The 13,385-nt window shown below is 33.7% G+C and carries 14 protein-coding genes; 4 read left to right on the top strand and 10 right to left on the bottom strand.

The features are described from left to right. Positions 1–12 precede the first annotated feature (12 nt). Together AC061C_RS03665 and AC061C_RS03660 are read right to left on the bottom strand one after the other, a co-directional pair. Positions 13–1,194, bottom strand: a complete 1,182-nt coding sequence (locus AC061C_RS03665) for a leucine-rich repeat domain-containing protein (protein WP_478290082.1) — start codon at positions 1,192–1,194, stop codon at positions 13–15. 25 nt (positions 1,195–1,219) lie between these two features. Then, positions 1,220–2,746, bottom strand: a complete 1,527-nt coding sequence (locus AC061C_RS03660; protein WP_478290081.1) for a GNAT family N-acetyltransferase — start codon at positions 2,744–2,746, stop codon at positions 1,220–1,222. Positions 2,747–2,932: 186 nt separating this feature from the next. Here AC061C_RS03660 and AC061C_RS03655 point away from each other — a divergent pair, with 186 nt between their 5' ends. Beyond that, positions 2,933–3,256 carry a single-stranded DNA-binding protein gene (locus AC061C_RS03655; RefSeq protein WP_309757729.1) on the top strand — a complete coding sequence of 108 codons (324 nt, stop codon included), beginning with the start codon at positions 2,933–2,935 and terminating at the stop codon, positions 3,254–3,256. Positions 3,257–3,368: 112 nt separating this feature from the next. Here the strand turns inward: AC061C_RS03655 and AC061C_RS03650 are convergent, their stop codons facing one another. The 5 genes from AC061C_RS03650 to metG form a co-directional block, all read right to left on the bottom strand. Continuing rightward, positions 3,369–4,268, bottom strand: coding sequence for a histone deacetylase family protein (locus tag AC061C_RS03650; protein ID WP_478290080.1), 900 nt, complete (start codon positions 4,266–4,268; stop codon positions 3,369–3,371). Between the two features lie 81 nt (positions 4,269–4,349). Beyond that, entirely contained in the window at positions 4,350–4,979 is a 630-nt protein-coding gene (locus AC061C_RS03645; protein WP_478290079.1) for a CatA-like O-acetyltransferase, read from the bottom strand. 176 nt (positions 4,980–5,155) lie between these two features. Continuing rightward, positions 5,156–6,424 (bottom strand): OmpA family protein, encoded by a 1,269-nt coding sequence (locus tag AC061C_RS03640; RefSeq protein ID WP_478290078.1) that lies wholly within the window; start codon positions 6,422–6,424, stop codon positions 5,156–5,158. Between the two features lie 312 nt (positions 6,425–6,736). Then, entirely contained in the window at positions 6,737–7,426 is a 690-nt protein-coding gene (locus AC061C_RS03635; RefSeq protein ID WP_478290077.1) for an HAD family hydrolase, read from the bottom strand. Positions 7,427–7,504: 78 nt separating this feature from the next. Beyond that, entirely contained in the window at positions 7,505–9,565 is a 2,061-nt protein-coding gene (gene metG / locus AC061C_RS03630) for a methionine--tRNA ligase (RefSeq protein WP_478290076.1), read from the bottom strand. Positions 9,566–9,798: 233 nt separating this feature from the next. Between metG and AC061C_RS03625 the strand changes: the two genes are divergently transcribed. Next, positions 9,799–9,969 (top strand): hypothetical protein, encoded by a 171-nt coding sequence (locus AC061C_RS03625; RefSeq protein ID WP_478290075.1) that lies wholly within the window; start codon positions 9,799–9,801, stop codon positions 9,967–9,969. Between the two features lie 102 nt (positions 9,970–10,071). Here AC061C_RS03625 and AC061C_RS03620 read toward each other — a convergent pair whose 3' ends face one another. Together AC061C_RS03620 and AC061C_RS03615 are read right to left on the bottom strand one after the other, a co-directional pair. Then, positions 10,072–10,410: a HepT-like ribonuclease domain-containing protein gene (locus AC061C_RS03620; RefSeq protein WP_417945322.1), complete on the bottom strand. Its 339-nt coding sequence runs from the start codon at positions 10,408–10,410 to the stop codon at positions 10,072–10,074. After that, positions 10,379–10,714: a nucleotidyltransferase family protein gene (locus AC061C_RS03615; RefSeq protein ID WP_417968447.1), complete on the bottom strand. Its 336-nt coding sequence runs from the start codon at positions 10,712–10,714 to the stop codon at positions 10,379–10,381. Before AC061C_RS03615 ends, AC061C_RS03620 begins: the two co-directional genes overlap by 32 nt. Before the next feature lie 113 nt (positions 10,715–10,827). Here AC061C_RS03615 and AC061C_RS03610 point away from each other — a divergent pair, with 113 nt between their 5' ends. Further along, complete coding sequence (locus tag AC061C_RS03610) at positions 10,828–10,998, top strand: hypothetical protein (RefSeq protein WP_478290074.1); 171 nt, start codon at positions 10,828–10,830, stop codon at positions 10,996–10,998. 112 nt (positions 10,999–11,110) lie between these two features. Continuing rightward, complete coding sequence (locus AC061C_RS03605) at positions 11,111–11,650, top strand: DMP19 family protein (protein ID WP_478290073.1); 540 nt, start codon at positions 11,111–11,113, stop codon at positions 11,648–11,650. Between the two features lie 120 nt (positions 11,651–11,770). Here AC061C_RS03605 and AC061C_RS03600 read toward each other — a convergent pair whose 3' ends face one another. Continuing rightward, a complete protein-coding gene (locus AC061C_RS03600; protein ID WP_478290072.1) occupies positions 11,771–13,378 on the bottom strand; it encodes a DUF1501 domain-containing protein in 1,608 nt (535 codons plus the stop codon). Positions 13,379–13,385 lie beyond the last annotated feature (7 nt).

Here is a 13,385-nt window from a genome sequence, read left to right as displayed (position 1 = left end):
ATTTATTTTTTTCTAATCAACGTGTATATATAAATTTTTATCTTTATTGTTTATCTTTTTTAGTAGTATCATGTTTTCTTTTTTTATTGGATTTTCCCTAGCATCAATCACTCTGTAATTGTTATTATCTATAAAATTTAGGGGGATCTCTCTTAAATTATTATTTTCTACTTTAAGATGTTTCAATGTATTATTTTTAAAAATGTTTTCAGGTAACGTATTTAGTTGGTTATAATTAAAATTTAATTCTTCGATATTTTTTAATTCACAAATACCAACAGGCAATTCTTCTATTTTATTATTATCAGCTACAAATTTTGATAACGAGTTCATTTTATTTACGCATGATGGTATCCTATTCAATTGATTGTTTCCAATGTCTAATAAATATAAGTTTTTTAAATACGAAAAAGTTTTTGGAATTTTTTTGATTTTATTATTTTGCAATTCTAACCATTTTAAATTAGTAAGATTTCCTAAATTATTCGGTATTTTAGCAAGGTTGGTTCTCGTCATCAGTAACATCCTGAGTTCTTTAAAATTTCCGATCCAAGTAGGAATATTCGATATTGGATTGTTTGAGACATCCAAATAAGACAGATGTTGCAGTTTTTTTAAAGCTTTTGGAATAGTTTTTAATCCATTATTACGAATATCTAAGGTTTTTAGATTTTTTAATAATTTTAAACTATCCATATTTTTAATTTTATTGCCGGCTAGCCACAATTTTTCTAGACTATTGCTTGAGAGTTCTTTTGGAAATTCCTCTATTTTATTATCCATTATATCTAGTTCTTTTAGATTTACCAAGTTTTTTAAATTTGGTAATTCTGATAAATTGTTCTTATATAGTAATAACTTTTTTAATGAATTTAAACTGTCTAAATCAGTTATATGAAACTTAAAATTTACGCAGTCCTGAATTCTTAATTTTTCTAATTTTCTAAGTTTATTAATATTTGAAGGTAGTTTTATTATTTTGGAGTCAATTATTATTAGTTCTTTTAAGTTAATCAATTGACCAATTTTTTCATCAATCTTTAAAAATTCGTTTTGTGTTATATATAATTTTTCGCATTTTAAAGGATCTAAAAGTGCTTCGTTAAGTGAGTTGCTGCTGTTTTGCGAAAAAGAACACAATGGTATTAGAAAAACAAATAGCGCGATTTTTTTTAATAGTATTTTATTATCCATTTAATAAGCTTTGATTATTTACTATTTATAAAATTTTTTTGATATCGTACAAATCAGTTCTGCGATCTTTAAGGATGCGGACACTTCCGTGCTCATGCAATTCTTTTAGTAAGTCTAAATCGACATCTACAATAAGCGTCATTTCAGTATTTGGAGTGGCTTCGGCTTTGATTCCGTTACTAGGAAAAGCAAAATCTGATGGAGTAAACACAGCTGATTGTGCATATTGAATGTCCATGTTGTTTACTTTAGGAAGATTCCCCACACAGCCTGCAATTGCTACATAACATTCGTTTTCGATGGCTCTAGCTTGCGCGCAATGTTTCACTCTAGTATAGGCGTTTTGTGTATCTGTTAGAAAAGGTACAAATAATATATTCATGCCTTCATCTGCTAATAATCGAGATAGTTCTGGAAATTCGACGTCATAACAAATCATAATTCCTATTTTCCCACAATCGGTATCAAATGTTTTAATTTGCGATCCACCGGTCATTCCCCAATGTTGCACTTCGTTTGGAGTAACGTGAATTTTAGCATACATCTCTGAAGTTCCATCTCTTTTACACAAGAAACCCACATTGTATAACGTACCATTTTCTAGGAAAGGCATACTTCCTGTAATGATATTGATGTTGTAAGAAATGGCTAATTCCTTAAATCGTTTGTGAATAGGGTCTGTATGTCGTGCCAGTTCTCGGATTGCCTCAGCTTCAGATAAATGGTTGTAATCAGCCATAAGCGGAGCAGTGAAAAGCTCTGGAAATAAGGCAAAATCACATCCGTAGCCCGAAACTACATCAATAAAAAACTCGCATTGTTCAAATAAAGCATCTAGATTATTCAATTGACGCATTTGCCACTGGACTAGTCCTAATCGAATAACACTTTTTGCGAGGTTAATTAATTTTGGACTTTCGTCGTAATAAATATTATTCCATTCCAATAAAACAGCAAATTCTTTTGAATCCATATCGCCTTCTAGGTAATTTTTCATTACTCGGATGACGTGGAAATCGTTACTCAACTGAAAAGAAAGAACAGAGTCATGCAACTCTTTTCTTTTTACTTTTTCGATATAATTTTTTGGAGTTAGCGCAGCAGAGTGCTTGCCGTAATTAGGGATCCTTCCTGCAAATACAATGGCTTTGAGGTTCAATTGTTCACACAACTCTTTTCGAGCATCATACAATCTGCGGCCTAAGCGCAGTCCACGGTAATTGGGGTGTATAAAAATATCAATTCCGTACAAGACATCCCCTTTTTGATTGTGGGTCGAAAAGGTATATTTCCCAGTAATATCCGAGTAATTATGGTTTTTATCTACTAAACTTTCATCAACAATTAGCGATAATGCAGAGCCAACAACTTTTCCATCTACTAAAATTACTAGTTGACCTTCAGGAAAAAGGCTAAGTAATTTTTCGATATGATGTTCTCTCCAGTAAGAACCTACCATTTCAGGATACGACTCTACCATTGAGTTTTTAAGTTCTTTGTAGTCGTCAAACTCTAGATTTCGTAGTTCTACTTTGTTTATTTTGGCTTGCATAATAATTTGATTTTCAACAAATATAATTATTTTTTAGCCATTTACAAACGGTTACAAATAGTTACAACCGAAAGTAAGTAGTTAGTAACCGCATACAGTTTTGAACCTGTCGCATCTTTGCCCTGTTGATTCGAATGAACGATTTAACACGATAACTATAAACACTAATATTTAAATTTACACGCCATGAAAAACAGAGTACAATTAATCGGAAGAGTAGGTCAAGATCCAGAAGTAAAAACATTAGACGGAGGTAAAAAATTAGCCACCGTAAGCATCGCCACAAATGATGTCTATTATAAAGAGAACGGTGATAAAGTGGAGCAAACCGAATGGCATCGTGTTACGGCTTGGGGAAAAACAGCTGATATTATTGAAAAATATGTTGTGAAAGGAAAAGAGATAGGAATAGAAGGCAAGTTAACGCACAGAAGTTACGACGATAAAAACGGTGAAAAGCGCTATGTGACCGAAATTGTTGCTAATGAGGTATTGCTTTTAAGTAAATAAGAATGAGATTAAAAAGGCACGAAATTCTTCATAAGGAGTTCGTGCCTTTTTTTTATTGCACAGCAAGACATTTTCGTGAATTTGAGCGCAAGTATCCAAGTATTGAAATAATTTAGAAAATACTTTTTGCAACTCTATACGTATTGGCATGCGCCTCGATAATTGTTTTGATATCTGGCGAGTACCCACCACCCATAGAAACTTGTACGGGAATTTGATGTTTTGCACAAAGCTCAAAAACCAATTCATCTCTTTTTTTACAACCATCCAGTGAGCAACCTAATTTTCCTAACTTATCTGAAGCTAAAATATCAACTCCTGCTAAATAAAAGATGAAATCAGGTTTTTGTGTTTCGATTAATTTTGGAATTATAGCACCAATAGTTTTTAGAAACGCATCATCAGTTGTTCCATCATCAAAGGCGATGTCTAGATCAGAAATTTCTTTTTTGAACGGATAATTGGTTTTACCATGCGTAGAAAACGTAAACACATTTGGATTGTTTTGAAAAATTTCAGCCGTTCCATTTCCTTGATGCACGTCTAAATCGATGATTACTATTTTTTTAGCCAATTTATGATTCAATAAAAATTGAGCAGCAATGGCTTGATCATTCAATAAGCAAAAAGCTTCTCCGTGATCTGTAAAGGCATGATGTGTGCCGCCTGCGATATTGAACGACACTTTGGTATCGAATGATTTTTGTGCGCCTATAATGGTTCCTTGCGCAATTATCAATTCTCGTTCTACCAATTCTTTTGAAAGAGGAAAACCAATTTTGCGTGCAGCTTTTTTATCTAATGTGAGTTGCAGTAAATCATTCACATATTTAGTGGTATGAATAGCTAAAACGGGAGCTAAATCACACATTTCAGGTTCGTAAAAATCAGCTACAGAAGCAGTTCCTTCATGAACTAATTGCTGGGGGAGCAATTCATATTTGAGCATAGGAAAACGATGTCCCTCGGGCAACGGATGCTGATAAATAGGATGAAATGCTATTGGAAACATAAATATTTTTTGAGCTAGTGGTTCTTCAACAGAAGTAGAAGATAAGTAAAGCAAAATGCTATTCTGAAAGAGTCTCGTGTTTTATTGATTCATTATTTCTTGAAAATAATCGACAAATTGTCCCAAATGCAGGCCATCGACTAGTCCATGATGAACGTGAATTGACATGGTCATGGTTCTTTTTCCGTTTTCATTAATTTTCATTTTTCCAAAAGAGATTTTAGGACAACTATCGGGAAAAGTATAGCTTCTGGCATGTGACAAGGAAGTAAAATCGAGCCAGGGAATAGCCGAAAAATGGATCACATTGTCATCCTCAAAAGTTCGGGTAAATAATCCGGTCGTAGTTTGTATTCTTTCTATTTCTGCTAAGGCATTTGCAGTAAAAATTTCAAAATCAGGGTTGAATTCGATTAAAGAAAATCCGAAACTACCGTCGCTACGACTTATTGTTGCCGATGCATTAATTTGTTTACAAACAAATATTTGATCTCCCGAAATTCTATAGCGAAAAGATTCGGTAGCATTAACCGCTACTAATGTTTTATGTAAATAATAGATGAAAAATGAAGTGTTCAGTGACTTTGCAATAGCATAAGCTTGAGTACAATCGATCTCTACGGTTGCGCCAAAAAATGGTTCTTCAAATTGTCTAAAAAAATGAAAATGTTCTTTTCTGGACCAGTTTTCAATGTCTAAAAGGGTTTTCAAAATGGGATGATTTTATTTTTTTCAAAAGTACTTCTAATCTTTGAAATCTAAAATTCAATTTAAAGGAACTTTTATTAAATCTAAGCGATTAAAATTGCAGTAGACTAAAATTAAAAAGACATAAAAAAGCCCTAAAAGAAATTTCTTTTAGGGCTTTGTATTATGAAATAAGGAGCTTATTTTATTCTGAAAGTAACTCTTCTTACTAATTTTCTAGCTGCATCTGAATCTTTTTCAACTGAAGAATCTTCACCAGCTGCAATAACGTTTAATCTTGAAGCACTAATATTTGCTTTAATTAAAGTTTCTTTCACACTGTTTGCTCTAGCTGTAGACAATTTATCATTGTATTCTGATCTTCCTAATTCGTCAGCATGACCAATAATATCAACTGATGCAGAAGGATTGTTTCTTAAATAAGTCAAGATAAAATCGATTCCTTCAGTAGATACATTAGTTGGAGTAGATTTATTGAAATCAAAATAAGTACTTACATACCCTTCGTTGATTAAGTTTTTGATTAATGTACTATTGTTTACGATAGATGATTTATCAGAATTTTGTCCGTAAGTCTTAAGCAAATAGCTTTCTAATTCGTCAGGAACATTATTGTTGTTCAAATCAATAGATTTACCTTTTGAGTCAACCATTACACCACCGATAGTGTTAGGCTCTTGATCTAGGTAATCAGCAACACCATCTTTGTCAGTATCCAACATTGATGTTTCAATATCAGCAATACGTTGTCTCAAGTTTTCGATTTCGCTGTAATTATCAATTACCCAGTCAGCATGTTTTTCATTACCACCTAAGTAAACAGTTAAACCTACTGTACCATTAAAAAGTACACCACCAAAACCAGGAGATCCTATTGTGCTTGCACCATCAAAAGTACGGTTTTGTTTTGCATTAAGAATTGTTGTAAAATCTCCAGTCAATGCAATTCTATTAGATAATTTAATTTGACCAGTAACACCAGCAATAAAATTACCCATTCTATCAGTTCCTGAAAAGTTATCAGATTCACCAAAACCTAATCCAAAACCAGCATGACCTAATAAACCAAGAGTGTTTGTCCAAGTTTCAAAGCTCATGATTCTTCCTAAGTTAGCAACTGCTTGTAAGTCAGCTCTGTAGTATTGAGAATCAAATCCTATTGAATTTTCACCTTCTTTAAAACTGTTATATCCAAAATCAGCTTTCAAACCAAATTTGTTATTGAACATATAACGTACACCTAAATCAGCTACATAAGCACTAGTAACAGCAGTTCTATATCCAGCAGTCATAGGTCTCATCGGTTTGTTTAAACCTCCAGCTAATTCAATAGACCATTTGTTATAATTATTTTCTACAGCAACCTCTTTAGTTTGTGTAGTCTCTGTTTGTGCACTCATTGTTGTTAATGTAGATGCAAAAACGAACGTAAGAATGATTTTTCTCATTATTTTTTTATTTAAATTCATAGCAAATTTACATCACTTTTTTTGTTTAAAATATAACATCAGTTAATTATACAAACATTCCTAATAATCTTGTAAATAAGTAGAAATTTGTTCCTTGTAAATGTGCTTTTTTAAAAGTATCATATAAATAATGTTAAAAAACCAAGCTGAATGAGCTTTTATAACGCTCGCAATTTAGTTTTTATAAATAAATAGGGAATAAATAGAGTGAAAAATGGTTTGTTATGACGTGTTTAGGCATACGATTACCAAGGAATCAACCTGTTTTATGAGTTGTGTTTTGTTGCTATTTTAGTGTTCTAGCTTTTTTAGTACTTCGGTTATTTTTTCGAAAGCACTGAAGTTTTCATGTTCTACTTTGTGATCAATTTTTTCGTGCGCCCAGGTCGTGTGAAACGGAATATGAACAGCATGTCCGCCAATGGCTAAAACAGGTAACACATCTGATTTTAGAGAATTTCCAATCATGAAAAATTCTTCAGGTTGTATTTCGAGACGTTTAATTAAATCAGAATAATCAACTTCTTGTTTATCTGACATCACCTCGATATGGTGAAAATAATGACCCAAACCCGAATTGTGTAATTTTCTTCGTTGGTCTAATAAATCGCCTTTAGTGGCAACCACTAATTTGTATTTTCCGTATAAAGCTTCCAAAGTTTCTTCGACACCATCCAATAAAATAATTGGCTTTTCGAGTAATTCTTTTCCGTATTGGATAATTTTTTCGATGATTTCAATCGGAATGGTATTGTTCGAGATAGTCATCGCCGCTTCTATCATTGAAAGAATATAGCCTTTGATTCCGTAGCCGTATAATTTTAAATTGTCAATTTCGACTTTAAATAATTCTTTAGAAATGCCTTGGTGGGACAAATAGTCTTCCATCAAACCACAGAATTTTTGCTCGGTTTCATCAAAATACGTTTCGTTGATCCATAAGGTATCATCGGCATCGAAAGCAATTACTTTTAAGCTCATATTTTTTTATTTACCGCGAAATCGCTAATTAATATAGTAGGAGTACGTATTAATTAGCGAATTCGTGGTTGATTTTTCTTAATTTATAGTCTCTCCATTGGCAACGCCATCCGTATCTGGATTTACAAAAACCAGTTTTCCTTCGGCATTTGTGGTCATCAAAATCATACCTTGACTTTCTACGCCACGAAGGTTTCTTGGAGCCAAATTCACTAAGACAGTAACTCTTTTACCAATAATATCTTCTGGTTTAAAACTCTCTGCAATTCCTGAAACGATGGTGCGAACATCAATTCCGGTGTCTACTTTCAAAATTAAAAGCTTGTTTGCTTTCGGCATTTTTTCGGCTTCCAAGATTGTTCCTGTACGAATATCCATTTTGGCAAAATCCTCAAATTGAATGGCTTCTTTCTGTGGTTCAGCTTTTTTGTTTTCGGCGGTATTAGCCGTTTTAGTTGCTTCTAGTTTGTCTATTTGTTTTAGAATTTCTTCGTCTTCAATTTTGGCAAACAACAATTCCGCTTCTCCAATTTGGTGACCAGCCGGAATCAAATCAGAATTTTGAGCAATAGTATTCCAGTTCAACGGACTTTCTATTTTTAAAATTCTTGATAATTTTTTAGCGGTAAAAGGCAAGAAAGGTTCGCAAAGGGAGCTCAACGCACCAGCGATTTGCAGAGCCACATACATTTGTGTTTGCACGCGTTCTGGATTGTCTTTGATAACTTTCCAAGGCTCTTCGTCAGCCAAATATTTATTTCCTAAACGAGCCACATTCATTAATTCACTCAACGCTTCACGAAATCTGTAACGCTCCAGTGAACTTGAAATCACTGCTGGATAGGCTTTCAATTCGGTTAAAGTTGCTTCGTCTACTTCTGAAAGTTCGTTTGGTTGAGGTACAATTCCGTTGTAATATTTATTAGTCAAAACCACGACACGATTAATGAAATTACCATAAATCGCAACCAATTCATTATTATTTCTCGCCTGAAAATCTTTCCAGGTAAAATCATTATCCTTAGTTTCCGGTGCATTCGATGTTAAAGCATAACGCAAAACATCTTGCTGATTTGGGAATTCTTCCAAGTATTCGTGCAACCAAACCGCCCAGTTTTTAGACGTAGACAATTTATTTCCTTCTAAGTTCAAAAACTCATTGGCAGGTACATTATCAGGCAAAATATAGCTTCCTTCGGCTTTCAACATCGCTGGAAAAATCACGCAATGAAAAACGATATTGTCCTTCCCAATGAAATGTACCAGTTTTGTTTCTTGATCTTTCCAGTATGGTTCCCAATCTTTTCCTTCGCGCAAAGCCCATTCTTTCGTAGCCGAAATATAGCCAATCGGTGCATCAAACCACACGTATAGTTTTTTTCCTTCGGCACCTTCAACTGGAACATCAATTCCCCAATCTAAGTCGCGAGTTACCGCACGAGGCTCTAATCCGCCGTCAATCCATGATTTTACTTGACCGTATACATTTGGTTTCCAGTCATTTTTATGTCCTACAAGAATCCATTCTTTCAAGAAATCTTCATAACGATCCAAAGGCAAAAACCAGTGTTTCGTCGCTTTCATGATTGGAGTTTCTCCTGTTATAGTCGATTTTGGATTAATCAAATCGGTAGCATTCAGCGTAGAACCACATTTTTCGCATTGGTCACCGTACGCTTCCTCGTTGCCACATTTTGGGCAAGTTCCCACCACAAAACGGTCTGCAAGGAATTGATCTGCTTTTGCATCATACAATTGCTCGGTTACTTCTTCAATAAAATCACCTTGTTCATACAGTTTTCTAAAAAATTCCGAAGCAGTATCATGATGAATTTTAGCTGAAGTTCTAGAGTAATTATCAAATGAAATTCCAAAATCAGAGAATGATTTGCGGATAATACCATCATATTTATCGATTACTTCCTGTGGCGTAATGCCTTCTTTTTTGGCTTTCATAGAGATCGCTACACCGTGTTCGTCGCTCCCGCAAACAAACAAAACGTCTCTTCCTTGCAATCTTAAATATCTTGAATAAATGTCCGAAGGCACGTAAACACCTGCCAAATGGCCAATGTGAATCGGTCCGTTCGTATACGGCAATGCCGCTGTAATCGTATATCTTTTTGGATTCTGTATCATAAAATTATTTTTAGATTCTGAAATTAATTCAGAACGAGCTGCAAAAATAAGGAATAGAATTTTTATTTGAAGCTATTTCCCGCTATACGTTGCAATCTTATTGTTTTTAAAGAAAAAACAATAAGGATTTTCACTTTTATCGGGGCTAGGGATTTATTGGTGAAAGACGTTTTTTGGGATAATGTAAAATGATTATCTACATTTGTAACCGTAATTAAAGAAGACTGTAAACCATGCCCAAAGGACCCGAAAAAAACAACAAAAATAAGGCGTTACATACCAAATTGCTCAATCGGAAAAAGACTAAACTTCAAGAAGAAAAAGCAGCAAAAGCATTACGCTTGAAGGCATTGGTTACAAAAATGAATAAGAAAAAGAATAGTGACAAATCTGATGAGATTTAATCGGTAGCGTATTTAAATCTCTGTTAATCATTGTAATCTGTGGCTATTTTTTGTCTGGAACAAGAGCTGTTTACATTTTGCTTTAAATGGATCAAGTGGATGCTACTTGTAATTTTCTAAATTCTCAATCTCTAATTTTAATTTTTCTAAGTGACGATTAAGAATTGCCCAAACTATTGAATTGTCAATGCTGTCATAAGCGTGAACCAAACGATTACGGAAACCAATAATTTGATTGCCATTTTCAATTATAAAAATATTTTCAGTCTGTCTTAATTTATTTAATGCTTCCCCAATAATTACCAGCTGCCTTTCAACGGCACTTTGAGTTTTTCTATCTTTGTCATACATATTGAAATCGGTAATCTCAAAAGTAAATTCGCGAATTAATGTTATCGCCATTAAGACATCAGAAAGATACTTTTTGCTCTTTTCCGTCATAAAGTAAAATTTTTGTAGCGTCTATATTTTTTCTAAGAATTGGATTTTTAATGGATGAAATGGTCAATAAATCAACTTTTCTTTGAAAAAATTCTTCTAGTTTGTCCCAAATATCCATCAAATTTTCCCCACGTTCGATAGGGTCTTCAGTATCAATTTCGATTAATAAATCAATATCACTGGATTCATCATTGAAATTTTCAGTCACAGCAGAACCAAAAGCATAAATATTTTTAACATTATGGCTTTTGCATAATGTCAAAAATTCCGCTAACTTTATTTGTATAGACTCTTTCATTTTCATATTGCTAAGATAACTTATTTTTTTAAAAGATAGTTTCTGTTTTTATAGATAACACATCCAGAAATAGAGATGCTTTTTTATCTTTGTAAAAGTAATTAAGAGGAGTATGATTTATGGCAAAAGGACCCGGAAAAAACACCAAAAATAAGGCGTTATATACCAAATTGCTCAATCGGAAAAAGACTAAACTTCAAGAAGGAAAAGCAGCAAAAGCATTACGCTTGAAGGCATTGGTTACAAAAATGAATCAGAAAAAGAGTAGTGACAAATCTGATGATATTTAATCTGTTGCGTATTTAAATCTGTGTTAATCATTGTAATCTGTGGCTAAAAAAAACATTTCGATTCCTCAGTATTTTACCCGAAATTTGTACCAAACATTCTAACACAAAATCTATGGAATTCGGTAGAATAATTATCTCAGAAACCGCCTCAAACAGCGAAAACCCGCAAGATGTCATCCACTCTAATATTTCAGTAATTAACCTGATGCGCGAGGAAAAAATAGATGATGATCTAATTCATGAAGACGCGCTGATGAGTTATTATTTAGATTATTACACTTCCCAATACACTGAAGGTAATTTTGCGCAATTTGTCTACAATTCGGGTTGGAATAAAGAATTAAACGAATTGATAGAAGAAGGTTTGACTTTGATTGGTGCTGAAAAGCATTTGGAATTGTTTCAACAACAATCCAAAAAAGTAAAATTAATGAGTAGTGTAAAACTCAATAAATTCTTAAAAGGAAAACTGGAAGGCGTAAATCCTATTCGAGATTTACTCAACAATGACACTTTTTTTGAAATAGAAGAAAATGTAGTTGCTTTGAACGCTAATTTCTTAAAAACCCATCCCGATTTAGAAGTGCTTACTGTAGATGAAATGTTTGAAGTTTTAGAAGAGTTTGTAGGTCATGAGATTAAAAGGGAGTAGTTATTTTACATAGAAAAAGTACAAATTAACGCGTAGAGAGTTAAAGTGTACCTTAGAGAATCCCTGTGTTTTAGCTTGTTTTATTTATGAAGTACGTTAAAACTTGCCATTCTTTATTTATCAAGACACAATCGCTTTGGTGTGGAATTTATAGTTGTTGTATTCTATTTCTAATATGTAGATTCCAGATGTCAAGGTATTATCTGGCGAAAATGTTAAGGTGTTTCCATACACTTTGAACGATTTTTGAAAGACTTTTGTTCCTTGAATTGTAAACAACTGCACATTTACGTAATCACTTAAACTATCTTTAAAATTAATATTGATACTATTGTTTGTAATTGGATTTGGATAAACAACAAAAAAGTGTTCATTTTCATAAGAAACAGTATCTAAAGTTGCAGTTTTGAATAGAGCTAATTTTGTAAAAGTGCCACCCAAAACTTCCGCAGTTTGTGCTTCACTCATACACAACCAATCTTGCATAATAGAAGAATAAATTTGTCTAAAGTCAAATTGCATTGCAATCTGGTCTGAAACGCTTGCGTTTAACGGTATGTTTGGTGAACTGCCTATCATACCTGAAACGGGATTTTGAGCGGTTATAGCACTAGATCCAGTATTCAACGCGGCTCCAAAGAAAATTACAGGTGCTCCAGCTCCATGATCGGTACCAAGGCTACCGTTGCTTTTAATTCTTCGACCAAACTCACTAAAAGTCATTCCTGTTACTAAATTTGATTTCCCCATAAGCTCTAAATCTTGTTGAAAGGCATGTATTGCCTGCGATAAAATACTGAGATTTGTGGCATGAGCACCTTTGGTTTTATCTGCAGCATCTACTTGACCACTGTGTAAATCAGATGTATTAGGGTGATTGACAATGTAAATAGGAGTTTGTAGGCCGCCGTTAATTAATTTGGCAACAATTTTTAATTGATCTCCTAATTTATTAGCGCTGGGATATGTTGCGGTTTGTGACTGAGCAGTGTTAAAAGCAGCTTGTATTGCAGTGCGATATACATTGCTTTGGTCTTTCATTAAACGTAAAAAAGTCAGCTCTGTACCGTAATCAGAATTAGGTGCGGGATCTGTAATTTGATTAATAACGTTCAAAAGTGCATTTGGATCTGGAGCATTATATCCCATATTAATAGTAGGTCCTTGCAACGAAAAAGGCAAAGTAGAACCTATTTGAATAGCCAATGGATCCGGCATGGCGCTATTAGGATAACCAAGAGGGAAATTAGGATATATAGTGTCTAGCGATCGTCCTAGCCAGCCACTATCAAGAGTTTGATTGCTATTAGAAGCTGTAAACCAAATATCAGTTGCTCTAAAATGACTGAAACTCGGATTGGGATAGGACACCCCTTGAACAATCATTAATTTGCCATTGTCATGCAAATTTTTCATTTCAGACATTGCAGGATGTAGGCCAGTAGTTGCATTATTAGCCAATGGCAGAACAGAACTTTGGTTCATCAATATATTTGAACGTGCGTTATTTAAATTTGTCCATTTGTCTAAAGGGAAAATGGTATTTAACCCATCGTTGCCCCCATTCATTTGAATGATAACCAAAATTTTTCCGCAATTTACCGCTGCGTTTGCCAAAACATCTAATGCATTACTTTCAATTGACGCTGATGCCATTACTGGAATTCCATTCAAAGCTAAAGGGATCGAGGCTAATGCACTTGTTTTTATAAAACTTCTTCTTTTCATAACTTCA

The sequence above is a fragment of the Flavobacterium sp. GNP010 genome, assembly GCF_056428945.1.
The sequence above is the reverse complement of the archived record's forward strand: the minus strand, read 5'-3'. Positions and strand labels throughout refer to the sequence as shown.